Annotated in this window: 17 protein-coding genes; 8 read left to right on the plus strand and 9 right to left on the minus strand. The window is 72.5% G+C overall.

Translation table 11 applies throughout. The features are described 5' to 3' along the window. Positions 1 to 21: 21 nt before the first annotated feature. Positions 22 to 4,485 carry a type I polyketide synthase gene (locus CFP65_RS41985; protein ID WP_217368121.1) on the minus strand — a complete coding sequence of 1,488 codons (4,464 nt, stop codon included), beginning with the start codon at positions 4,483 to 4,485 and terminating at the stop codon, positions 22 to 24. Positions 4,486 to 4,635: 150 nt separating this feature from the next. Then, entirely contained in the window at positions 4,636 to 5,400 is a 765-nt protein-coding gene (fabI, locus tag CFP65_RS01455; RefSeq protein WP_104814378.1) for an enoyl-ACP reductase FabI, read from the minus strand. 434 nt (positions 5,401 to 5,834) lie between these two features. On the opposite strand from fabI, the gene CFP65_RS01460 reads away from it, so the two are divergent. Both CFP65_RS01460 and fabG read left to right on the plus strand, forming a co-directional pair. Beyond that, the gene (locus CFP65_RS01460) at positions 5,835 to 6,782 is read left to right on the plus strand and encodes an acyl-ACP desaturase (protein WP_104814379.1); all 948 of its coding nucleotides are present in this window, start codon (positions 5,835 to 5,837) and stop codon (positions 6,780 to 6,782) included. A 5-nt stretch (positions 6,783 to 6,787) separates the two neighbouring features. Then, on the plus strand, positions 6,788 to 7,489 hold the full coding sequence (gene fabG / locus CFP65_RS01465; protein ID WP_104820561.1) for a 3-oxoacyl-ACP reductase FabG: 702 nt from the start codon (positions 6,788 to 6,790) through the stop codon (positions 7,487 to 7,489). A 33-nt stretch (positions 7,490 to 7,522) separates the two neighbouring features. On the opposite strand, the gene CFP65_RS01470 is transcribed toward fabG, so the two are convergent. Then, positions 7,523 to 9,040 (minus strand): FMN-binding glutamate synthase family protein, encoded by a 1,518-nt coding sequence (locus tag CFP65_RS01470; RefSeq protein WP_104814380.1) that lies wholly within the window; start codon positions 9,038 to 9,040, stop codon positions 7,523 to 7,525. 136 nt (positions 9,041 to 9,176) lie between these two features. On the opposite strand from CFP65_RS01470, the gene CFP65_RS01475 reads away from it, so the two are divergent. Together CFP65_RS01475 and CFP65_RS01480 are read left to right on the plus strand one after the other, a co-directional pair. Continuing rightward, positions 9,177 to 11,141, plus strand: coding sequence for a lamin tail domain-containing protein (locus CFP65_RS01475; RefSeq protein WP_104814381.1), 1,965 nt, complete (start codon positions 9,177 to 9,179; stop codon positions 11,139 to 11,141). A gap of 197 nt (positions 11,142 to 11,338) precedes the next feature. Continuing rightward, positions 11,339 to 13,867, plus strand: coding sequence for a collagenase (locus CFP65_RS01480; RefSeq protein WP_104820562.1), 2,529 nt, complete (start codon positions 11,339 to 11,341; stop codon positions 13,865 to 13,867). 73 nt (positions 13,868 to 13,940) lie between these two features. Here CFP65_RS01480 and CFP65_RS01485 read toward each other — a convergent pair whose 3' ends face one another. After that, entirely contained in the window at positions 13,941 to 14,690 is a 750-nt protein-coding gene (locus tag CFP65_RS01485; RefSeq protein WP_104814382.1) for a DUF6159 family protein, read from the minus strand. Positions 14,691 to 14,877: 187 nt separating this feature from the next. Here CFP65_RS01485 and CFP65_RS01490 point away from each other — a divergent pair, with 187 nt between their 5' ends. Further along, complete coding sequence (locus tag CFP65_RS01490) at positions 14,878 to 16,041, plus strand: NAD(P)/FAD-dependent oxidoreductase (protein ID WP_104814383.1); 1,164 nt, start codon at positions 14,878 to 14,880, stop codon at positions 16,039 to 16,041. 12 nt (positions 16,042 to 16,053) lie between these two features. Here CFP65_RS01490 and CFP65_RS01495 read toward each other — a convergent pair whose 3' ends face one another. The 4 genes from CFP65_RS01495 to tdh form a co-directional block, all read right to left on the minus strand. Continuing rightward, positions 16,054 to 16,965 carry a LysR family transcriptional regulator gene (locus CFP65_RS01495; protein ID WP_104814384.1) on the minus strand — a complete coding sequence of 304 codons (912 nt, stop codon included), beginning with the start codon at positions 16,963 to 16,965 and terminating at the stop codon, positions 16,054 to 16,056. A gap of 70 nt (positions 16,966 to 17,035) precedes the next feature. Continuing rightward, entirely contained in the window at positions 17,036 to 17,257 is a 222-nt protein-coding gene (locus CFP65_RS01500; RefSeq protein ID WP_104820563.1) for a hypothetical protein, read from the minus strand. A gap of 189 nt (positions 17,258 to 17,446) precedes the next feature. Beyond that, positions 17,447 to 18,640 carry a glycine C-acetyltransferase gene (locus tag CFP65_RS01505; RefSeq protein ID WP_104814385.1) on the minus strand — a complete coding sequence of 398 codons (1,194 nt, stop codon included), beginning with the start codon at positions 18,638 to 18,640 and terminating at the stop codon, positions 17,447 to 17,449. A 19-nt stretch (positions 18,641 to 18,659) separates the two neighbouring features. After that, the gene (tdh, locus tag CFP65_RS01510; protein ID WP_104814386.1) at positions 18,660 to 19,688 is read right to left on the minus strand and encodes an L-threonine 3-dehydrogenase; all 1,029 of its coding nucleotides are present in this window, start codon (positions 19,686 to 19,688) and stop codon (positions 18,660 to 18,662) included. Between the two features lie 323 nt (positions 19,689 to 20,011). On the opposite strand from tdh, the gene CFP65_RS01515 reads away from it, so the two are divergent. Next, entirely contained in the window at positions 20,012 to 20,563 is a 552-nt protein-coding gene (locus CFP65_RS01515) for a GNAT family N-acetyltransferase (protein WP_158701963.1), read from the plus strand. Positions 20,564 to 20,570: 7 nt separating this feature from the next. Here CFP65_RS01515 and CFP65_RS01520 read toward each other — a convergent pair whose 3' ends face one another. After that, complete coding sequence (locus tag CFP65_RS01520; protein ID WP_104814388.1) at positions 20,571 to 21,635, minus strand: ATP-dependent DNA ligase; 1,065 nt, start codon at positions 21,633 to 21,635, stop codon at positions 20,571 to 20,573. 69 nt (positions 21,636 to 21,704) lie between these two features. On the opposite strand from CFP65_RS01520, the gene ligD reads away from it, so the two are divergent. Together ligD and CFP65_RS01530 are read left to right on the plus strand one after the other, a co-directional pair. Beyond that, entirely contained in the window at positions 21,705 to 22,712 is a 1,008-nt protein-coding gene (ligD, locus tag CFP65_RS01525; RefSeq protein ID WP_254552161.1) for a non-homologous end-joining DNA ligase, read from the plus strand. Between the two features lie 13 nt (positions 22,713 to 22,725). Further along, entirely contained in the window at positions 22,726 to 23,784 is a 1,059-nt protein-coding gene (locus CFP65_RS01530) for a PP2C family protein-serine/threonine phosphatase (protein ID WP_104814389.1), read from the plus strand. The last annotated feature ends 82 nt before the right edge of the window (positions 23,785 to 23,866 follow it).

The raw sequence follows: 23,866 nt of genomic DNA on the forward strand, positions 1-23,866 counted from the left end.
CGTGGCGGTCTTAATCCAGCGTCAGTTGGCGGCGCGCAGGCGCCGCAGCTCCTCGGCGACCACCGCCACCGAGGTGCGGATCTGCTCCTCGGTGTGCTCGGAGGTGATGAAGAAGCGCAGCCGCGCCTCGGCCTCCGGCACGGCGGGGTACATGATCGGGTTCACACTGATCCCCCGGTCGAACAGCGCCTCGGCCAGCTTCAGCGTCAGCACCGAATCGCCGACCACACAGGGCACCACGGGCGAGCCGGAGCTCGGCCCGGTGTCCAGGCCGGCCGCCCGGGCCTCGGCCAGGAAGAGCTCGGCGTTGGCCCGCAGCCGCTCCAGCCGCTCGGGCTCGTCCCGCATCAGCCGGATGGCGGCCAGCGCGGCGGCGGTGTTCGGCGGCGTCATGCCGACGCTGTAGACGAACCCCGGCACGCTGTACTTCAGGTAGCGCACCACGGCCTCCGAGCCGCCGACGTAACCGCCGCAGCTGGAGAGCGACTTGGAGAGCGTGCCGGCCCAGAGGTCGACCTTGGAGCGGTCCACCCCGAAGTGGTCGCCGACCCCGCCGCCGTTCTTGCCGATGGTGCCGATGCTGTGCGCCTCGTCCACCAGCACCAGCGCGCCGTGTCTCTCCTTGACCTCGATCAGCTTCGGCAGGTCGACCAGGTCGCCGTCCATGCTGTACACGCCCTCGACCACGATCAGCGCCCGGCGGCACTGCGCCCGGGCCCGGGTGAGCAGCTCGTCCAGGGCCCGCATGTCGTTGTGCGGGAAGGGCAGTCGGCGGGCACCCGAGAGCTTGCAGCCCTGCAGGATGCTGTCGTGCGCGAGCTCGTCGTGCACCACCAGGTCGCCCGGCCCGAGCAGGTGCCCGATCACCGAGACGTTGGTCGCGTGCCCGCTCACCATGACGATCGCGTCCTCGGTGCCCAGCAGCGTGGCGAGCTCCCCCTCCAACTCCCGGTGCACCGGCCGGTCCCCGGAGAGGAACCGGCTGGCCGACACCGAACTCCCGTACGCGTCCAGCGCCTTGGTGACGGCCTCCTTGACCGCCGGGTGCCCGGACAGACCCAGGTAGTTGTAGCTGGAGAAGCAGACCAGCTCGCGCCCCTCGATCCGGGTGTTGGCCGTCGCCGTGCCCTCGTGCAGCAGGAAGTACGGGTTCCGGGTGCCGGGTTCGTCTATCTGCGCGGCCAGCGCCCGCGCCTCGGGGAAGTCCTCGATCCGGCTCTCCTGCACCACCGCCCCGGCCGCAGCCGCGGTCGGCACCTCCACCGGCGCCACCTCGACGCCCAGCAGCTTCGCGAGGGTGTCCACCATCTCCCGCACGGTCGGCCTCGGCGCGATCGTGCCGGGCACCAGCTTGCCCGCGAGCTGCGGCCAGCTCCGCTGCACCGACCCCAGCAGCTCGGTCAGCATCAGCGAGTCGAAGCCGAGCTCCTGGACCACCAGGCTGTCCTCGTGCAGCTGCTCCACCGGGAAGGCGCTGATCCGCGCGATGTGGCCGAGCACGGCACTGCGGATGGCAGCCCGCTCACCGGCCCCCGGCACAGCGGAGGCCGGCGGCGCAGCCGGTGCCGGCGCGCCACCAGCCGGCGCCACTACGGCCGTCTGCCCGGTGGCCGCCGGCGCGGCAGCGCCCGGCACCGCCGCCACGGCCGTGGCCGGTATCGCGCCCGCCGGCGCCGCCTCGGCCACGCCGAGGCTCCGCAGGATCGCGAGCTGCTCGCGCATCAGGGATACGACCTCGTTCACGGCTTGCTCCTTCACGTGCACGGGGGTTTGCGGCAGCTCGGGCGCGGGCTCGACCACCGGGCCGGGTGCAGCCCGCACCACCTGCGGGTCGACCCAGTACCGGCGGGTCCGCAGCGGCGACGGCGGCAGCGAGAGCAGCCGGGGCCGGGTCTCGTACAGCGGGGTCAGGTCCACCGGCAGGCCGAGCACCGCAAGCTGCCCGAGGCCGGCCAGGAAGGTCCGGGCCTCGTCGGGGGCATCGCCGGAGAGGGCGACGTAGTGGGCGCCCTCCACCTCCCGCAGGTTCTGCCGGGTGTTGGAGAGCAGGCCACGCCCACCGGCCAGTTGGACGAAGATCCGGGCCCCCGCCGCACCGGCGGCCGCTGCCGCCTCGGCGTACCGCACCGGCGCCAGCGCGTGCTCGGCCCACAGCTCCCGGATCCGCTCCGGGTCACTGCACTCGGCGCCGCTGACCGAGGAGACGAAGGTCAAGGAGGGGGCGGTCAGCGGAGTGCCGGCCAGGTCGGCGGTGATGCCGGCCCGGGTGCCGGCGAGCAGCGGCGAGTGGAAGGCGTTGGAGACTTCCAGGCGCAGGGTGCCGATGCCCTCGGCGGCGCAGCGGCGGGCGGTCTCGGCGAGCCCGCCGGGAGTGCCGCTGACCACCGTCTGGCCCGCGTGGTTCCAGCAGCTGGCCCAGGCGCCCTCGACGCCACCGAGCAGCGCCTCGACCCGCTCGGCCCCGGCCCGGACGGCCAGCATGCCGCCGTGGCCCTCGGATTCGGCGACCCGCATCCGGCGGCCCCGGGTGGCCAGCAGCGCGACGGCCGCCCGGTCCTCGATCGCCCCGGCCACGGCGGCGGCCGGGAACTCGCCCACGCTGTGGCCGAGGGTCAGATCGGCCCGCACCCCGCACTCCTCGACCAGCCGGGCCACCGAGAGCCCGAGCAGGCCGAGCGCGGGCTGGCAGACGTCGGTGCCGGTCAGCCGGGCCCGGCCCGCCTCGGTCGCCGCCTCGGGGCCGTACACCGCCTCCAGCGCGGAGAAGCCGGCCTGCTCGCGCAGCACCCCGTCCAGCGCCTCGGCCCGCTCGCGCAGCGGGGCGAACCGCTCGTACAGGTCGCCCAGCATGCCGGGCCGCTGGCTGCCCTGGCCGGGGAAGAGGAAGGCCACCGACCGCTTCTTGACCGGCAGCGGCGCCTTGCCCGCGTACCCGGCCGCGCCCAACACACCCAACTTACGCTCAGCCAGCAGCATTTGAGCCTGCCTCAGCTTCTCCCGCAGCTCGTCGAACCCGGCCGCCACCACCGCCAGCCGGGCCGGCAGCGGCGCACGCTGCGCCAGCGTCCAGGCCAACTCCTGGAGTGTCGCCTCGGGTTGGCGCTCCAGCTCGGCGAGCACCTGCCCGAGGTGCTCGGCCAGCAGCGCGGGCGTACCGGCCGACAGCAGGAACAGCTCCGGCCGCACCACCTCCGCCACCGGCGCCACCGGCGGCGCGTCCTCCAGCACCACGTGCACATTGGTGCCGCCGAAGCCGAAGCTGTTCACCCCGGCCCGACGAGGCGCCCCCTCGGCGGGCCAGGGCACCGGGGTCTCGGCGATCCGCAGCCCGGCCTCGGCCAGGCCGACCGCCGGGTCCACCTCGGTCTCGGGCTGGGGCACGACGGTGCCGTGGTGCAGCACCAGGGCGGCCTTGATCAGCCCGGCCATCCCGGCCGCGCTCAGCCCGTGCCCGATCATGCTCTTGACGGAGGACAGATACGCCTCGCCCCGGTCCTCCCCGGTGCTCCGGACGGCCTTGATCGCCTCCAGCTCGGTCCGGTCGCCGACCACCGTCGCCGTGCCGTGCGCCTCGAGGAAGCCGACCGACCCGAGCGTGCAGTCGGCATCGGCGTAGGCCCGCCGCAGCGCCACCTCCTGGCCCTCCTGACGGGGCGTCATCGGCCCGTCGGTAGTGCCGTCGTTGGAGGCGCCGACCCCGCGCACCACGGCGTAGATCCGGTCACCGGCGGCCAGCGCCTCCTCCAGCGGCCGGAGCACCACGACCCCGACGCCCTCGCCGAGCACGAACCCGTCGGCCCGCCGGTCGAAGGGCCGGCAGACGCCGGCCTGGGAGAGCGCGCCGACCTTGGCGAAGCCGACCAGGCCGTTGGGTGCGAGCGCCAGGTAGGCGCCGCCGACCACGGCCTCCCGGCAGTGGCCGGCCCGCAGGTGGGTGACGGCCTCGTAGAGCGCGACCAGGCTGGAGGAGCAGGCGGCGTCCACGGTGAAGCTGGGCCCGCCGAGGTCGTAGTACTGGCTGACCGTGGCGGCGGCCATGTTGAGCAGGGTGCCGGGCACCGCGAAGGGCTGGATCTGCTTGAGGTCGGGGGTGAACTCGGCGTACTCGGCGCTGCTCATCGCGAAGAAGACGCCGGTGGTCGCGCGGTCGAACGGACGGCGCTCCCAGCCGGCGTCCTGCAGGGCCTCGCGGGAGACCTGGAGCAGCAGCCGGTGCTGCGGGTCCATGTTCTGCACCCGGCGCGGGGACATCCGGAAGTGCGCGGCGTCGAACTGGTCGACGCCCTCGATCACCGCGATCCGGTCGGTGTAGGAGCCTTTGGCGCCCCGCAAGTCGGTCGGGTCAAAGTACTCGGCGTGGTCCCACCGCTCCGGGGGCACCGAGCGGAACTGCCGTTGCCCGCCGAGCAGCAACCGCCAGTACTCCTGGGGGTTCTGCGCACCGGGGAAGCGGCAGCCCATTCCTACGATCGCGATGTCGCGCACCGGATTCCTCACCGTCGAGTGTCGAACTTCGGGTCGATGGAGTCGATGGAACGGCGAATCAGCGCCTCTGGCATCATGACGAATTCCCTTACCAGCGAGCACAGTTGACGAGAACGTGCAGATGCTGTTCGGACGCCGGTCACCTACCGGTCAGTCACCCATCGCGTGGAAACCACCGTCGGCGTGCACGATCTCGCCGGTGGTCGCGGGGAACCAGTCGGAGAGCAGGCCGACGGCCGTCCGGGCGGTTGGCTCGATCTCCGCGGCCTTCCAGCCCAGCGGCGCGCGCTCGTCCCAGGTCGACTCGAACTCCTCGAAGCCGGGGATGCCCTTGGCTGCGATGGTGCGCAGCGGGCCCGCCGCGACCAGGTTGACCCGGATGCCCTGCGGGCCCAGGTGCCGGGCCAGGTACCGCGAGCAGGACTCCAGGCCGGCCTTCGCCACGCCCATCCAGTCGTAGGAGGACCAGGCCACGGTGGCGTCGAAGTCCAGGCCGACGATCGAGCCGCCCTCGCGCAGCAGCGGCAGGGTGGCCATGGCCAGCGCCTTGAGCGAGTAGGTGGAGACGTGCAGCGCGGTGGACACGTCCTTCCACTCGGTGTGCAGGAAGTTGCCGCCCAGCGCCTCGATCGGCGCGAAACCGATCGCGTGCACCACCCCGTCCAGCCCGTCCACGTGCTCGCGCACCCGGTCGGCCAGCGAGTCCAGGTGCTCCTGGTCGGTCACGTCCAGTTCGAGCACCGGCGCCGGGGTCGGCAGCCGCTTGGCGATCCGCTCCACCAGGCTGAGGCGGCCGAACCCGGTGAGCACCACCTCCGCCCCCTGCTCCTGCGCGAGCCGCGCCACGTGGAAGGCGATCGAGTCACTGGTCAGCACACCGGTGACCAGTATTCGTTTTCCGGCCAGGATTCCCATGAGATCTCGCTTTCCCACCATCGCCGACGGAGTCGATCGACCCAGTCGTGTACGAATCCATTTCTCCGGACGATCCACGGCACGGCGAAGACGCGCAGGGCTCGGGGATGAATCGGAGCGGCGCATTCCCCCTGGCGGGGAGCGCCTGATGGATCGGCAGTCAGCAGCGTGGAACGGGACTCGCCCTCAGCTCGGGCAGTTCTCGTGCGATCTCGGATCGCTTGCCAATCCCAAGTCGGCTGCAAGCTAGCAGCATGATCCGGCGTCAGGCAAGCCGTCCATTTCCGATGCTCATGCAACCCCCGGTGTACGCAGTGCGAACAGCAGACCACGATCGGCGACCATCCCTTGAGATCGTCCGACGATTCGATTGAATGTCCACCACTGCGAGCGCTCGAATCGTTCGGCAGCGCTCTCCATCGACCGGAGGCACCATGATCCCGGACGCGCTCGATCTGCGTGACCTGGAACTCCTTCACGAACTCGAATCGGTGGTCGAGACCAATCTCGAACGCCATCTGACCGCCGCCAAGGACTGGATGCCCCACGACTACGTGCCGTGGAGCGAGGGCCGGGACTTCGCCTTACTGGGCGGTGCGGACTGGCGGCCGGAGGACTCCCGGCTGGACCCGGTCGCCAAGGCCGCGATGATCATCAACCTGCTGACCGAGGACAACCTGCCCTCCTACCACCGCGAGATCGCCGCCGTCTTCGGCACGGCCGGCGCCTGGGGCGAGTGGGTGCACCGCTGGACGGCGGAGGAGGCCCGGCACGGGATCGCCCTGCGCGACTACCTGGTGGTCACCCGGGGCGTCGACCCGGTGGAGCTGGAGCACCGCCGGATGGCCCACATGCGGGCCGGCTACACCAAGCGCGGCGACACCGCCGTCCACGACCTCGCCTACGTCTCCTTCCAGGAGTTGGCCACCCGGGTCTCGCACCGCAACACGGGCCGGGCCACCGGCTGTCCGGTCGCCGACCGGCTGCTCACCCGGATCTCCACCGACGAGAACCTGCACATGGTCTTCTACCGCAACCTGCTGAACGCCGCCCTGGAGCTGCGCCCGAACCAGACCGTGCAGGCCATCCGGGACGAGGTGCTCGGCTTCGAGATGCCGGGCAGCGGCGAGGCCGACTTCGCCCGCAGCTCGGTGGCCATCGCCAAGGCCGGCATCTACGACCTGCGGCTGCACCACGACGAGGTGATCATGCCGGTGCTCCGGTTCTGGAAGGTCTTCGACCGCACCGACCTCTCCGGCGACGGCGAGCGGGCCCGCGAGGAACTCGCGGACTTCATGGCCCTGTTGGACACCAAGGCCGCCCGGTTCGTCGAGCAGCGCGAGCGGCTGCTGGCCCGCCGCGCCGCGCCGCAGGCGGGGTGACGGCGGTGCCGAGATCCGTCCTGGTCACCGGCGGCAACCGGGGCATCGGGCTGGCCATCGCCCGCTCGCTCGCCGAGGCGGGCGACACGGTCGCCGTCACCTGCCGCACCGACCCGCCCGAGGGGCTGCTCGCGGTGCGCTGCGACGTGACCGACCCGGCCCAGGTGGACGAGGCGGTCACCGAGGTCGAGCGGGTGCAGGGCCCGGTGGAAGTCCTGGTCGCCAACGCCGGCATGACGAAGGATCAACTCCTGCTGCGGATGACCGAGGAGGACTTCACCTCCGTCCTGGACACCAACCTGACCGGGGTCTTCCGGGTGGTGAAGCGGGCCGCCCGGGGCATGGTCCGGGCGCGCGGCGGACGGATCGTGCTGATCTCCTCGGCGGTCGCGCTGCGCGGCGAGACCGGGCAGGCCAACTACGCCGCCGCCAAGGCGGGGTTGATCGGGTTCGCCCGCTCGCTGGCCCGGGAGCTGGGCCCCCGGGCCGTCACCGTCAACGTGGTCTCCCCCGGCCTCACCCACACCGCGATGATCGCCGGCCTGAGCCAGGGCCGGCAGGCCGCCATCCTGGCGGACACCCCCCTCGGCCGGCTCGCCCGGCCCGAGGAGGTGGCCGCCGCCGTCCGCTTCCTGGCCTCGCCCGAGGCCGGCTTCATCACCGGCGCCGTCCTCCCGGTGGACGGCGGCGCGGCGATGGGCCACTGAACGCGCGGGCCGCCCACGAGCAGCGGGCGGGGCTCAGCCCTCGGTCATCAGGGCCGTGATCTCCTTGGCCAGCTGCGTGCTGAGCTCGCCCCAGCCCGCCTGGTAGCCGTACACCTCGGCCAGCGGACGGGCCTCGTAGTCCCCGTTCAGCATCTCCACGTCGGCCGGGGTGATCAGCCCGGGGTGGGCGACCCCCACGGCCGAGGAGACCTTGAGCAGCTCCTTGCGCAGCGTGCGCAGGTAGTTGGCGGCCCGGTCGGCCTTGGAGGCCGGGTCGAGACCGCGGGCCAGCCACGGGTTCTGGGTGGCGATGCCGGTCGGGCACTTGTCGGTGTGGCACTTCTGCGCCTGGATGCAGCCGATCGACAGCATCGCCTCCCGGGCTACGTTGATCATGTCGGCGCCCAGCGCGAAGGCCACCGCCGCGTTCTCGGGCAGGCCGAGCTTGCCCGAGCCGATGAAGGTCAGCTCGTCGGTGAGCCCGAGCTCGGCGAAGGTGCCGTAGACCCGGGAGAAGCCCATCCGGAACGGCAGTGCCACCGAGTCGGCGAACATCCGCGGCGCCGCGCCGGTGCCGCCCTCGCCGCCGTCCACCGTCACGAAGTCCACGCCCCGGTCGCGGCGCGCCATCAGGGTGGCCAGCTCCTGCCAGAAGCCCTGCTCGCCGACCGCGCTCTTCACCCCGACCGGCAGCCCGGTCTCGGTGGCCAGCAGCTCGACGAAGTCCAGCATCGAGTCCACATCCCAGAACGCGGTGTGCCGGGACGGCGAGGCGCAGTCCTTGCCCACCGGGATGCCGCGGATGTCGGCGATCTCCTGGGTCACCTTGGCGCCGGGCAGCATGCCGCCCAGGCCCGGCTTGGCGCCCTGCGAGAGCTTGATCTCGATCGCCTTGACCGGCGCGCCGGCCACCACGTCCTTGAGCTTGCTGAGGTTGAAGCTGCCGTCCTCGTTCCGGCAGCCGAAGTACGCGGTGCCCAGCTGGAGCACCAGGTCGCCGCCGCTGCGGTGGTACGGGGAGAGGCCGCCCTCACCGGTGTTGTGCATGCTGCCGGCCTGCGCCGCGCCCTTGTTGAGCGCGGTGATCGCGGCCCCCGAGAGCGAGCCGAAGCTCATCGCCGAGACGTTGACCACGCTGGTCGGCCGGAACGCCCCGGCCCGCCCGCGCGGCCCGCCGAGCACCTTGGCCGAGGGCAGCGCGGCCTGCGGGTCGTGCAGGTCGGGCAGCGCGTCGGCGAAGGTGCGCTGCTTGAGGTAGGCGTGGCCCTGGACGTGCTCCACGTCCACTTCGGTGCCGAAGCCGAAGTAGTTGTTCTCCTCCTTGGCGGAGGCGTAGATCCAGCTGCGCTGGTCCCGGCTGAACGGGCGCTCCTCCTCGTTGGAGGTCACGATGTACTGCCGCAGCTCCGGCCCGATCGTCTCCAACAGGTACCGGGCGTGGCCGACCACGGGGAAGTTCCGGAGCAGCGCGTGCCGCTTCTGGAGGAGATCGCGGGCTGCCAGTGCCGCCACCGCTGTCGCGGCGACCGCGCCGATCTTCCGGGCTTGCATGGAGGTGCCTCCTCAGCGCACGGCACCGTCGCCGCGCAGTGGGTTCGTCGTATCGTGCGACATGCTACGTGGGCTTCGGCGAGCCGTTCCGCGCCGTACACCCCGCCTCCACGTTGGGTCAGCAGAGTTCGGGCCCATGCCTACCTCTCGCTCGCAAGCCGGCCTCGCCTCGGTCTGCGCCACGGCCCTGGCCTTCTCCGGCCTCCTCGCCACCGGCCTCCTCGCGGCCCAGCCGGCGGCGGCCGCCGACCCGGCCGGCTACCAGAACGTCCGGATCAACGAGGTCACCTCGTCGAACAGCGACACCGTGGAGCTGTACAACGCCGGCTCGACCGCGGTGAGCATCAGTGGCTGGAAGATGTCCGACGACAGCTTCTCACCCCAGTCCTTCAGCCCCTCTTCAGCCAGCATCCCGGCCGGCGGCTATGTCACCTTCAACTCGCCCAAGGGGTTGGGCGACACCGACAAGGTGGTGCTCTACACCGCCGGCGGCACCGTGGTCGACCGGGTCGACTGGGCCACCGGCCAGGCCAAGCCGGCCATCGCCCGCTGCGGCGGCGACGGCACCGGCGGCTGGGTCACCGCCACCGCCACCACCTTCGGCGCCGCCAACGCCGTCGGCTGCCCGGCCGGTTCGCGCAGCGTCCGGATCAACGAGGTCACCTCGGACGGCACCGACACCGTCGAGCTCTACAACGCGGGCCCCGGCGCGGTGGACCTCGGCTCCTGGACGTACGTGGACAACGACACCACGCACTCCCCGGCCTCGGTCGCCGCCTCCGCCCCGAGCGCGACCGTCATCCCGGCCGGCGGGTACGTCACCTTCGACTCGGCCCTGGGCCTGGGCAGCGCCGACTCCCTCTTCCTCCGCGACGGCAACGGCACCACCGTCGACTCCGTCACCTGGGCCACCGGCGGCGCCTCCCCCTCGACCGAGCGCTGCGGCACCGGCAGCGGCTCCTTCCGGACCGCCACCACCGCCACCCTCGGTGCGGTCAACTCGTGTTCCGGCAGCGGCGGCGGTGGCGGCGGCACCCCGACCGGCCACCTGCTCGGCGGCGGCGGCGCGCTCACCGGCGGCTGCACCCCGGAGGCCCCCTCCGGCACCGGCTCCGCCCCGGCCGGCACCCTGCCCTGGCCCGGCGGCCTCGATGTCACCATCGCCGACGACGTCTGCGCCTTCACCACCTCCACCGGCCCCGAGGGCCGCGACCTGAGCGGTCTGGCCTTCGACCCGGCCAACCCCTCGGTGCTCTGGGCCGCCAAGAACAAGAACTGGCTCTTCAAGCTGGTCAAGAGCAACGGCAAGTGGATCCCGGACGCCTCCTGGAGCGCCACCGGCAAGCAGATCCGCTTCGCGGGCGGCACCGGCCAGCCCGACTCCGAGGGCCTGACCGTGGGCCCGGGCGGCCACCTCTACGTGACCTCCGAGCGTGACAACGCCAACAACACCGTGCCGAAGGACACCGTCATGGAGTTCGACCCGGCGGCCACCGGCTCGGTGCTCACCCCGGTCCACCAGTGGGACATGACGGCGCAGTTCCCGCAGCTGAACACCGGCAGCAAGGACGACGCCAACCTCGGCTTCGAGGGCGTCGGTTACGTGCCGGACAGCTGGCTGACCGCCAACGGCTGGGTCGACCCGCTGACCCACGCCGCCTACAACCCGGCGAACTACCCGCTGCACGGCTCCGGCCTCTACTTCGCCGGCCTGGAGTGGGACGGCACCCTGCACGTCTACGGCCTCAACTCGGACGGCGGCTTCACCACCTTCGGCACCATCGCCACCGGCGAGGCCTCGGTGATGGACGTGACCTTCGACGCCGGCACCCAGCGGATCGTCGCCACCTGCGACAACACCTGCGGCGAGACCCACACCTTCCTGAAGGTCGACGCGAACGGCGCGATCGTGCCGGACGTGGCCTACACCAACCCCGCCGTGATGCCGGTGGACAACCTGGAGGGATTCGCCCTCGCGCCCGCCTCCACCTGTGTGAACGGCTCCCGCGAGGCCGTCTGGTCGGACGACGGCAGCTACGGCTTCGGCTCCGGCAGCTCCTCCTCGGGCCACGCCCTGTACAGCGGCACCTTCCCCTGCTGACACCTGCTCAGCCACAGGGCGGCCGGCACCCCTCGGGTGCCGGCCGCCCCGCGTTGCGCCTCGGATGGTATGGCCTCATCCCGTCATATGGCATGTCACACGGTATTGAACAGCCACCGACAGCGTGAGACCGTGCATCTCGCGCCTGCTTTTCCCCCACCTCGGCGCAACTCGACGACGCCCTCCTAGGAGTGATGATGCGTCAGCGCATTCGCGCGCCCAGATTCCAGACGGCCCTGGCCGTGCTCAGCACCGCCCTGGTCACCCTGTTCGCCACCCCGGCGCTCGCCACCCCCACGGCGCAGCCCGGCTCCCACCCCCAACCGGCCGCCGTGGCAGGCCTGTTGCCCCCGAGCGGGGCCCGCACCACCGCCACCACCAGCCCGGCCCCGGCCCAGCAGCACCGGCTCACCCCGGCCCAGCTGCCGCCGCACCGCTCGGTGGCCCCGGCCACCCTGAGCACCCCCCTGGCCGCCGCCCGCGCGGCGGCGGCCTCCTGCACCCCGGCCGACTTCAGCAGCCGGACGGGCTCCGCGCTGGCCTCCTTCGTCGAGGCCTCCACCACCGACTGCGTCAACACCCTGTTCTCCGTCACGGGTTCGAACGCGGGCGGGGTCTTCCGCGAGAGCCAGATGCTGGCCGTGGCGAACGCCTTCCAGGGCCTGGCCTCCCGCTACACCGGCGACGACTCGGCCGGCATCCTGCAGCTCGTGCTCTTCCTCCGCGCCGGCTACTACGTGCAGTTCTACGACTCGGCCGACGTGGGCGCCTACGACGCCACCCTCGCCAACGCGGTGGCGGCCGGCCTGGACGCCTTCGTGGCGAGCGCGCACTTCTCCGACGTGACCGACGCCAACGGCCAGATCGCCGGCGAGGCCACCGTGCTCACCGACAGCGCCAACCTCCAGGGCCGGTACCTCAAGACCTACCAGCAGGTGCTGAACGCCTACACCCCGGCCACCTACAACGGCTCCTGGTACCTGGTGAACTTCGTCAACGACGTCTTCACCCCGCTCTACCGAGGCCACCAGAACCCGGACTTCGTGACGGCGGTGACGGCCGACCCGAGCATCGTCAACACGCTCGACTCCTTCGCGCTGAACCACCGCGACCTGCTCGGCACCGCCAACTCCTTCCTGGATTCCAACGCCGGCCTGGAGACCGCCCGCTTCCTGGAGCACACCACCTTCCAGACCACCGTCCGCCCGCTCGCCAAGGGCCTGCTGAACGCCTCGGCGATGACCGGCCCGACGGCCCCGCTCTGGGTCGGGGTGGCCAACCTGGCCAACTACTACGACCAGGCCCAGTGCTCCTACTACGGCGTCTGCAACCTGGCCCAGCAACTCACGGCCGCGGTGCTCACCGTCAACCGCAACTGCGACGCCACCCACAGCCTGCTGGCCCAGGACCTCACCGCCGCCGACCTGGGCGCGGTCTGCGCCAGCCTCCAGCAGCAGGACCCGTTCTTCCACAACCTGGTCAAGGACAACGGCCCGATCCCCGGCCAGTACGAGTCCTCGCTGCAGCTGGTGACCTTCGCCAGCAGCGCCGACTACCAGACCTACGCCGGCGCCATCTACGACGTGGACACCAACAACGGCGGCATCACGCTCACCGGTGACCCCACCGTACCGGGCAACCAGCCGATCTCGATCACCTACCGGGACTCCTCCGACGACGGCTTCACCGCCCGGATCTGGAACCTCAACCACGAGTACACCCACGCCCTGGACGCCCGCTACGACACCAAGGGCACCTTCTCCCAGGAGATCGCCGTCCCGGACGTCTGGTGGATCGAGGGGGTGGCCGAGTACGTCTCGTACACCTACCGGGGCGTCACGGACACCGGCGCCGTCAACGCGGCGGCCGCCCACACCTACCGGCTGAGCACGCTGTTCCAGAACACCTACGACAACAGCGACGTCACCCGGATCTACTACTGGGGCTACCTGGCCGTCCGGTACATGGTCGAGCGCCACCCGGCCGACATCGCCGCGATGCTCTCGCACTTCCGCACCGGCGACTACACCGGCGGCTACGCGGTCTACAACTCCCTCGGCACCTCCTACGACGCCGACTTCGACTCCTGGCTGACCGCCTGCGCGGCCGGCGCCTGCAACGCCGGCGGCTCCACCACCGGCACCCCGACGGCCGCCTTCGACGCCGCCGTCTCCGGCCTGAGCGTCCAACTCACCGACCGCTCCACCGAGTCGGGCACCGGCACCATCACCGGCCGGTCCTGGGCCTTCGGCGACGGCACCTCCTCCACGGCCACCTCGCCGAGCAAGACCTACGCCGCGGCCGGCACCTACACCGTGACCCTCACCGTGACCGACAGCAACGGCAAGACCGCCACCGCCACCAAGCCGGTCACCGTCAGCTCCGCCGGGACCGCCACCCCCTGCACCGCCGCCGACACCCGCGTGATGGACCGCAACTGCTACCGCGCCAACCAGAGCGCCACGGCCGGCAACCTCGACTACCTCTACCTCTACCTCCCCGCCGGCACCACCACCCTCTCCATCACCACCACCGGCGGCACCGGCACCGCCTACCTCTTCTACAACCCCTCCAACTGGGCGACCCCCAGCGCCTACACCGCCTCCTCCACCAAGCCCGGCACCACCCAGTCCCTCACCGTCACCAACACCACGGCGGGCTACCGCTACCTCAGCCTCTACGCTCAGACCGACTTCAGCGGCGTCACCGTGACCACCCGCTACTGACCCCACGCCGCCCCACCTCACCCCACGCCCGCCCGTCGGTCCTCGACGGGCGGGTGTGCGGCCGTTCGGCGCCTCAGGCGGCCTGCGCGGCGTCCCGGTAGAGCACGGTGCGGAAGATCGTGGAGACCGTGGCTCCCACCAGCAGCGCGCCCGCCAGCACCAGCGCCGCGACCACCCCGCCCGCCACGGCGGGCCCGAGCCGGTTCGACGCCAGCCCGACCATGAACGCCGCGAAGCCGAGGAAGACCGCGAAGATCAGGGGAAGCGCGATCCAGAGCGAGCCATACACCTGCCGGGTGAAGGTCTCGCGCAGCATCCGCGCCGACCGACGAGTGCCCTCCGCCACCCCGAGGCCGTCGATCATCATGGCCGGCAGCGCCAGGTAGGTGGCGGCGGCCCAGGCGGCGCTGAACAGCGCGTCCAGGATCCAGCCGACCACCGGGACCCGCTCCAGCTGACGGATCAGCAGCAGCACCGTCGTGCTCAGCAGGCTCCACCCCAGCAGCGGCCACCAGCGCCGCGCGGCCCGCGCGTAGCTCGCGCCGATCCTGGCCGGCTCACCCCGCAGCACGTCGTCGACGGCACAGATCATCGCGGCCCCGGAGAGGGTGAACAGGAACCCGAGCAGCAGGTAGCCGAGGCCCACCACGACCGCCTCGACGGCTTGCGAGGACGAGCCGGCCCGCTCCCGCAGGAAGACCGGCACCGCCACGGCACCCGATATCACCACGAGCGCGGCTGCGCTGAGCAGCGGGAAGACCACCAGGCGGCGATGGTCACGCAGCATCCGGAAGGCCAACTGGACGGGCTTGACGGTACTCAAGAAGGACTCTCCGATGCGCGATCTTGCTGGAACGACGCGCCACAGAGTACGGCACCCATCGCCCCGCCCTGACCAGCGAGTTCCGGACGATTCGCACCTCACCCACCGTCGACCACCCGTCACCGCCCCGCCGCTCTGCGAGGATGGGGCCCGTCGGCGATGGTGCGGATACGACCAGGGGTGGCAGATGGCGCGGATCGTGATCGTCGGGGGCGGGATCGCCGGTACGGCGGCGGCGTTGGCACTGCACAAGGCCGGGCACGAACCCGTGGTGTACGAGGCGCATCCGCAGAGCGGCGAGGACATCGGGGCGTTCATGACCCTGGCCAGCAACGGGATGCTCGCGCTGGCCGGGTTCGACGCGGCCGAGGCGGTGGCCGGCATCGGCTTCGACGTGACCGGGCTGAGCCTGCTGGACGAGGGCGGCAGCGAACTGGCCGCCATGCCGCTCGGGGAGCACGGGCACCCGCTCACCCGCTACCGCTGCCTGCGCCGGGCCGAGCTCGGGGCCGTCCTCCAGGCGGAGGTGGCCCGGCAGGGGATCCCGCTGCACCACGCCGCCCGCCTCACCTCCTTCACCGAGACCGCCGACACGGTGACCGCGCACTTCGCCGACGGCACCAGCGCCACCGGCGAGCTCCTGGTCGGCGCCGACGGCCTGCACTCCGCCGTACGCAGTCACCTCTCCCCCACCGGCCCGGGGCCGGAGTACGCCGGTCAGCAGGTCTTCTACGGGTACAGCACGGCCACCCCGCCGCCCGTCACCGCCGAGGGCCTGATCACCATGGTCCGGGGCAGCCGGGTGGCCTTCGGCTACCTGGTCTCCCCCGCCGACGAGACCTTCTGGTTCGCCCGCGTGCCCGGCCCGCCCGCCGAGGCGGCGGAGCGCGCCGCCACCACCCCTGCCCACTCCCGCGACCGCCTCGTACCGCTGCTGCGCCCCGACGCCACCCCCTGCGCCGAGATCGTCGCGGGCACCGGCGAGGAGCTGATGGTCACCAACGCCCTGCACCTGCCGCCCGGCACCCGCTGGCGCGGCCGCCGCACCGTGCTGATCGGCGACGCCGCCCACGCCGCCTCCCCGGCCACCGGCCAGGGCGCCTCGATGGCCCTGGAGGACGCCCTCGTGCTCGCCAAGGCCCTGCGCGACACGCCCGAGATCGACACGGCCCTGGCCCGCTACGAGCACCACCGCCGCCCCCGCGCCGAACAGAACATGGCCGCCAGCGCCCGCCTCACCGCCAGCCGCAACAGCAACAATCCCGCCCCACAGGACTCCCAGCAGCCCCCGACCCGCGTGGACGAGGACCTCCGCCGCCTGCTCGACTGGGACACCCCGCTGCCGGCCTGACCGGATGGCGGCTCAGACGACCCCCGCCGCCACCGTCGTGAGCGCCTCCAGCACCGGCCGGATCAGCGGGTGCTCCTCCGCCCCGCTGCGCACCGCCGCGAACACCCGCCGCATCGCCAACTCGCTGTCCACCGGCCGCACCGCGACCCGCTCCAGCTCAACCCCGCGCAGCGCGGAGCGCGGCACCAGCGCCACCCCGGCCCCGGCCGAGGCGAGCGCGACCACGGCGCGGAAGTCGTCGGAGGAGTGCACCAGGCGCGGCTGGAACCCGGCGTGCTCGCAGGCCAGCAGCACCACGTCGTGGCAGGGGTTGCCGGGGTAGGGCCCGATCCAGGGTTCGGCCGCCAGGTCGGCCACGGCCACCGGGCCAGTGCCGCCGGCCAGGCGGTGGCCGAGCGGGAGGACGGCCTCGAAGGGTTCGGCGTAGAGCGGCACCCGGGTCAGCCGCCGGTCGTCGGCGCGCGGCGCGCCGCGGTACTCCACGGCCACCGCGATGTCGGCCCGGCTGTCCAGCAGCATGGGCAGGCTGGCGTCGCCCTCGGCGTCGAGCACCTTGAGCCGCAGGCCGGGCGCGGCGGAGCCGAGCGCGGCTATCGCGGGGGCGAGCACCAGGGTGATGCCGGTGGCGAAGGCCGCCACCGTCACCTCGCCGGCCGCCCCGGCTCCGTACGCGGCGAGGTCGGCCTCGGCCCGCTCCAGTTGGGCGAGCACGGCGTCGGCGTGGACCAGCAGGATCTCCCCGGCCGCGGTCAGCCGGACGCCCCGCCCGTCGCGGGCGAGCAGGTGGTGGCCGGTCTCCTGTTCGAGGGCGGCCAACTGCTGCGAGACCGCCGAGGGCGTCAGGTAGAGCGCGGCCGCGGCGGCCGTCACGGTGCGGTGGTCGGCCACGGCGCGAAGCGTCCGCAGCCGTCTAGCGTCGATCACCCACTCATTCTGCCAGCCGCCGGGACCGTTCCCGACGGCCTCGGCAGCCCGAGGGGCGGCCCCGGGGGGATCAGAGCTTGACGAGCTTGCTGAACGGGCTGGCGCAGCGCAGGCGCTGCTCGCCGAAGGAGACGATCACCGCGGCGGTGCCGTCCACGGAGACGATCCGCCCGAGTCCGTGCCGGTCATGGCTGACGCGGTCACCGACCTCGTAGGTTTCGATCGCGGCCACGGGCTGGGCCTTGAAGGGACTGGTGGGCAGTGAGTGCCGGGCTGCGGCTGTCCTGGTCATCTCGATCAGTATGGGCCCCATAAAGACTTCGGGGGCCGGTCGTTCCCATACCGACTTCGCATCGGAACGGTATCGACCGGCCCCCGGCCCCCGGCATATGCCGCCGCAGACTGCCCGAAGGCCCTGCTCAGGGCCCTGTTCGGAGCCTTTTCCCAGTCCTGCCCGCCGAGCGCGGCGCGCCCGGAAGTCCTACTCGCCGAGCGCGGCCCGCGCGTCGACGAAGGCCGCCACGGCCCGCTCCACGTCCTCGGTGGAGTGCGCGGCCGAGAGCTGGACGCGGATCCGCGCCGCGCCGTGCGGCACCACCGGGAAGGAGAAGCCGATCACGTAGACGCCGCGCTCGAGCAGCAGCTCGGCCAGGCGGCCGGCCTTCGCCGCGTCGCCGATCATGACCGGGGCGATCGGGTGCTCGCCCGGCAGGATCTCGAAGCCGGCCTCGGTCATCTTGGTGCGGAACAGCGCGGTGTTGGCCGCCAGCTTCTCCCGCAGCTCGGTGGACTGCTCGACCAGGTCGAGCACCTTGAGCGAGGCGGCGGCGATCACCGGCGCCAGCGAGTTGGAGAACAGGTACGGGCGCGAGCGCTGGCGCAGCAGGGCGACGATCTCGCGGCGGGCGGCCACGTAGCCGCCGGAGGCGCCGCCGAGGGCCTTGCCCAGGGTGCCGGTGATGATGTCCACCCGGTCCATCACGCCGTGCAGCTCGGGGGTGCCGCGCCCGCCGGGGCCGACGAAGCCCACCGCGTGCGAGTCGTCCACCATGACCATCGCGTCGTAGCGGTCGGCCAGGTCGCAGATCTCGCGCAGCGGGGCGATGTAGCCGTCCATCGAGAACACGCCGTCGGTGACGATGAGCCGGCGGCGGGCGTCCTGGGTGTCCTGGAGCTGCTTCTCCAGGTCGGCCAGGTCGCGGTTGGCGTAGCGGTGGCGGCGGGCCTTGCTGAGCCGGATGCCGTCGATGATCGAGGCGTGGTTGAGCGCGTCGGAGATGACGGCGTCGCGCTCGTCGAGCAGGGTCTCGAAGACGCCGCCGTTGGCGTCGAAGCAGGAGGAGTAGAGGATGGTGTCCTCCTGGCCCAGGAAGGCCGAGAGGCGCTGCTCCAGGTCCTTGTGCACGTCCTGGGTGCCGCAGATGAAGCGGACCGAGGCCATGCCGTAGCCCCAGCGGTCCAGCGCGTCCTTGGCGGCGGCCAGCACCTCGGGGTGGTCGGCCAGGCCGAGGTAGTTGTTGGCGCAGAAGTTGAGCACCTCACCCGGACGGCCGCCCGCCGTCACGGTGACGGCGGCGCTCTGCGGGGTGCCGATCACCCGCTCGGGCTTGAACAGCCCGGCCTCGGTGATCTCGGCGAGGGTGGCGGCGACGTCCTCGCGGACAGAGTCGAACATCGTTCTCCTTAAAGGGGGTTCAGACGGTCCAGTCGAGGATGATCTTGCCGCACTGGCCGCTGGCGGCCTCGTCGAACGCGGCGTCGAACTCTGCTGCGGGGTACCGGCCGGTGATCACCGGGCTGAGGTCGAGGCCGCCCTCCAGGAGCACCGACATCGCGTACCAGGTCTCGAACATCTCGCGGCCGTAGATGCCCTTGATGGTGATCATCGAGGTCACGATCCGGGCCCAGTCCACCGCGAAGTCGTCCGCGGGCAGGCCGAGCATGGCGATCTTGCCGCCGTGGGTCATGTTGGCGATCATCGACTGCATCGCCTCGGGGCGCCCCGACATCTCCAGGCCCACGTCGAAGCCCTCGCGCATGCCGAGCTTCTGCTGGCCCTCCTCGATGGAGTGCTTGGAGACGTCCACGGCCAGCGAGACGCCGACCTTGCGGGCCAGGTCGAGGCGGTAGTCGCTGACGTCGGTGATCATCACGTGCCGGGCGCCGGCGTGCTTGGCCACGGCGGCGGCCATGATGCCGATCGGGCCCGCGCCGGTGACCAGCACGTCCTCGCCGACCATCGGGAAGGAGAGCGCGGTGTGCACGGCGTTGCCGAACGGGTCGAAGATCGCGGCCACGTCCAGGTCGACCGGCACCCGGTGCACCCAGACGTTGGAGGCGGGCAGCGCCACGTACTCGGCGAAGGCGCCGTCGCGGTTCACGCCCAGGCCGATCGTGTTGCGGCACAGGTGGCGACGGCCGGCCAGGCAGTTGCGGCACTTGCCGCAGACCAGGTGGCCCTCGCCGCTGACCAGGTCGCCCACCGCGATGTCGGTGACGCCGGCGCCGAGCTCGGCCACCTCGCCGACGAACTCGTGACCGAGCGTCAGCGGCGTCTTGATGGTCTGCTGGGCCCAGCCGTCCCACTTGCGGATGTGCAGGTCGGTGCCGCAGATGCCGGTGCGCAGCACCTTGATCAGCACCTCGCCGGGGCCGATCTCGGGCATCGGGACATCGGTCAGCCAGAGCCCGGGCTCGGCCTTCTGCTTGACGAGTGCCTTCACGGCGGGGGCTCCTGACGCAAGACGGGGCCGCGCCCCGGTATGGGTCGGGAGCGGCCTGCAAGGGGGCTGGCATCCCGGCCGTACGACTCGGGCCGCACGGCCGGGGCACTGTGCAATCTGCCTGGTGGGAGGGGGTGCGGTCCATCGAGGAATTCTTAACGGCCGCCACAGCAATGCTTCACGATCCTGCCCGAGCTGCGGCCCGGCCGGGCGGCAGACGTGCCGACCCTCACCCGGACGGCGGACGCGCGGCGGCACTCCGTCAGCTCGGCTCCGCCGAAATGCCCTTGCACCACCCCCGCGCGCCCCACCAGGATCCCGTCATGGAACAACTTCCTCCCGACCTCGTCGACCTCGGCGACCTGACCCTGCGCCGCTGGGTGCCCGAGCGGGACCTCGACAGCCTGATCGAGCTGATCGACGGCTCCCTGGAGCACCTGCGCCCCTGGATGCCCTGGGTCGAGCAGCACAGCCGGGAGGCGACCATCGCCTACCTGGACCGCGCCGAGACCGGCTGGCGGGAGGGCACCGCCTTCAACTACGCGGTGGTCGCCGGCGGCCGCCTGATCGGCAACTCCTCCTTCTTCCGCCGCGCGCCCGAGGACGACCCGGCCGGCCTGGAGGTCGGCTACTGGCTGCACCCCGCCGCCACCGGCCACGGCTACATGACCCGCGCGGCCCGTGCCCTCACCGAGCTGGCCCTGGCCCGCCCGGGCGTGCGCTACACCACGATCGTGACCGACGAGGCCAACACCCGCAGCGGCGCGGTGGCCCGCCGCCTCGGCTACGTCGTCCACGAGCGCAACCCGGTCGAGCCGACCACCTCGGGCGAGATCGGCATCGACCTCGTCTGGCGCTACACCCCGCCCGCCTGACGCTCCGTCAGCTCCCGGGCAGCAGCTCGGCCAGGTCGTAGCCCACCGGCTCCTCAAGCTGCTCGTACGTGCAACTCTCCGGCGTCCGGTCCGGCCGCCAGCGGCGGAACTGCGTGGTGTGCCGGAACCGGGTGCCCTCCATGTGGTCGTACGCCACCTCGCAGACCAGCTCAGGCCGCAGCGGCACCCAGGACAGGTCCTTCCCGCCCGTCCACCTGCTCTGCGCCCCGGGCAGCCGGGCGCTCTCGTGCGCGCTCTCCTCGGCCCAGGCGGCCCACGGGTGCCCAGAGAGGTCGTCGAGCCGCAACACCTGGAGCTGCTCGGCCAGTTCGCGCCGCTTGGCCATCGGGAAGGAGGCGCTGACCCCGACGTGCTGGAGCTGCCCGGCCCCGTCGTACAGCCCGAGCAGCAGCGAGCCGACCACCGGCCCGCTCTTGTGCTCCCGGTACCCGGCGAGCACGCAGTCGGCCGTCCGGGCGTGCTTGATCTTGTACATGGTCCGCGCCCCGGGCCGGTACGGCTGGTCCGGCGGCTTGGCCACCACCCCGTCCAGACCCGCCCCCTCGAACTGCGCGAACCAGACCTTCGCCAGCTCCAGGTCCGTGGTCGCGGGCGCGGTGAACACCGGCGGCCTGGCCCCGGCCAGCGCCTCGACCAGCGCGGCCCGCCGCTCGGCCAGCGGTCGGTCGGCGTACTTCTCCGCCCCCAGCGCCAGCAGGTCGAAGGCCACGTAGCTCGCCGGGGTGCGCTCGGCCAGCGTCCGCACCCGGGAGGCCGCCGGGTGGATCCGCTCCAGTAGCTCCTCGAAGTGCAGCCGCCCGTCGTGGGCGATCACGATCTCCCCGTCCAGCACGCACCGCTGAGGCAGCTCCCGCCGGAAGGCCGCCACCAGCTCGGGGAAGTACCTGGTCAGCGGCTTCCCCGTCCGGCTCCCGACCTCCACCTCCTCGCCGTCCCGGAACACCACGGCCCGGAAGCCGTCCCACTTCGCCTCGTAGTGCAGGCCCGGCGGGATCTCGGGCACGGCCTTCGCCAGCATCGGGTCGACCGGCGGCATCACGGGGAGGTCCATGCTCCGATGGTGCGAGCCCTCGCCCCGCCGCGCGCGCCGTGCGGGCGCGTCCGGCCTAGCGTGGGGAGCATGGCAGGTGCGATCGAACTCGACGTGGCCGGGCGCGCGGTGCGGCTCTCCAACCCGGACAAGGTGTACTTCCCCGAGGCCGGGGTGACCAAGCGGGAGCTGGCCGAGTACTACCTGGCCGTCGCCCCCGGGGTGCTGCGCGGGCTGCGCGAGCGGCCGACCACGCTCCAGCGCTTCCCGGACGGCATCGAGGGCGAGTGGTTCTACCAGAAGCGGGCGCCCAAGAGCCTGCCCGACTGGCTCCCCACCGCCCGGATCGCCTTCCCCAGCGGCCGCACCGCCGACGAGATCTGCCCCACCGAGCCCGCCGCCGTGCTCTGGGCCGTCAACCTCGGCACCGTGACCTTCCACCCCTGGCCGGTGCGCCGCGCCGACACCGAGCACCCGGACGAGCTGCGGATCGACCTCGACCCGCAGCCCGGCACCGACTTCCACGACGCCGTCCGGGCCGCCCACGAGCTGCACGACCTGCTCGACTCCCACGGCCTGCGCGGCTGGCCCAAGACCTCCGGCGGCCGCGGCCTGCACGTCTACGTACCGCTCGAACCGCGCTGGACCTTCACCGACTGCCGCCACGCCGTGATCGCGCTCGGCCGCGAGCTCACCAAGCGCCTGCCCGGCAAGGTCACCACCGCCTGGTGGAAGGAGGAGCGCGGCGAGACCATCTTCGTCGACTACAACCAGATGGCCCGCGACCGCACCATCGCCTCCCCCTACTCCGTCCGGGCCCGCCCCGAGGCCACCGTCTCCGCCCCGCTGCACTGGGCCGAGCTGAACGAGGTGAACCCGGCCGACTTCACCGTCCGCACCATGCCGGCCCGGTTCGCCGAGTGCGGCGACCTGCACGCCGGGATGGACGAGCACGCCTTCGCCCTCGACCCGCTGCTCGAACTCTACGAACGCCAGGTCCGCGACGAGGGCGCCGGCGACCTCCCGTACCCGCCGGACCACCCCAAGATGCCCGGCGAACCCGCCCGGGTGCAGCCCAGCCGGGCGAAGAAGGCCTGACGGGGGCGGGCCGGTGGAGCAGCTGAGCCGCCGCTCACGCGGACTGCTGGCCGGGGCGTACCTGCTCCTGGTGCTGGCCGTGGTCACCGACCTGCTCACCGGCCCGACCACCACCGTCTCCCCCGTGCTGGCCAGCGTCCCCGTGCTCGCCGCCTCCGGCACCCGCCGGGTGCACGTCCCGCTGATCGCCGGCGCGATCGCGCTCGCCACCGCCTCCCTGCTCTGGGCCCAGAACGGCAGCCTCCCCTCCTCCGTCCACCTCGCCGCCATCGCGGCCATCGCCGCCACCACGCTGGCCAGCGGCGCCCACGTCGCCGTGGTCACCGCCCGCGAACAGGAGCTCCGCCAGGTCCGCTCGGTGGCCGAGGCCGCCCAACTCGCCCTGCTGCGCCCCGTCCCCGCCCGCCTCGGCCCGCTCCGGATCGCCGTCCGCTACCAGGCCGCCGCCCCCGAGGCCCAGATCGGCGGAGACCTGTACGAGGCGCTGGACACCCCGTTCGGCGTACGGGTGCTGCTCGGCGACGTGGAGGGCAAGGGCCTGGGCGCCGTGGAGACCGCCGCCGACGTGCTCGGCGCCTTCCGCGAGGCGGCCGTGGCCGAACCCGACCTGGCCACGGTGGCCGAACGGCTGGACGCCGCAGTCGCCCGCCGGGCCGGCGAGGAACGCTTCGTGACCGCCGTCCTGCTCGCCGTCCCACCCGCCCCGCACCCGGCCCTCCTGGTCACCTGCGGCCACCCCCCGCCCCTCCTGCTCACCCGCACCGGCCAGGCCCGCGAACTCCTCCCCACCGCCCCGTCCCCACCGCTGGGCCTCCTCGCCCTCACCGGCGGCCACTACACCGCCGAACCCTTCGACCTACGCCGCGGCGAACTCCTCCTCCTCTACACCGACGGCCTCTCCGAATCCCGCGACACCACCGGCACCTTCTACCCCCTCGCCACCCGCCTCACCGACCTCCCCGTCCCCAACCCCGAAGCCCTCCTCGACCACCTGATCACCGACGTCACCCGCTACACCGGCGGCCTCCCGACGGACGACTCCGCCCTGATCGCCATTCGACGAGACGGTTAGCTGCACTATCCAGGGGCGCGGGGAACTGCGCGAACTCGGAAGAAGCCCACCCGCAGCTGCGGCCGAGAGCCAGTTGCACCAG

Source organism: Kitasatospora sp. MMS16-BH015, assembly GCF_002943525.1.
Classification (GTDB): Bacteria; Actinomycetota; Actinomycetes; order Streptomycetales; family Streptomycetaceae; genus Kitasatospora.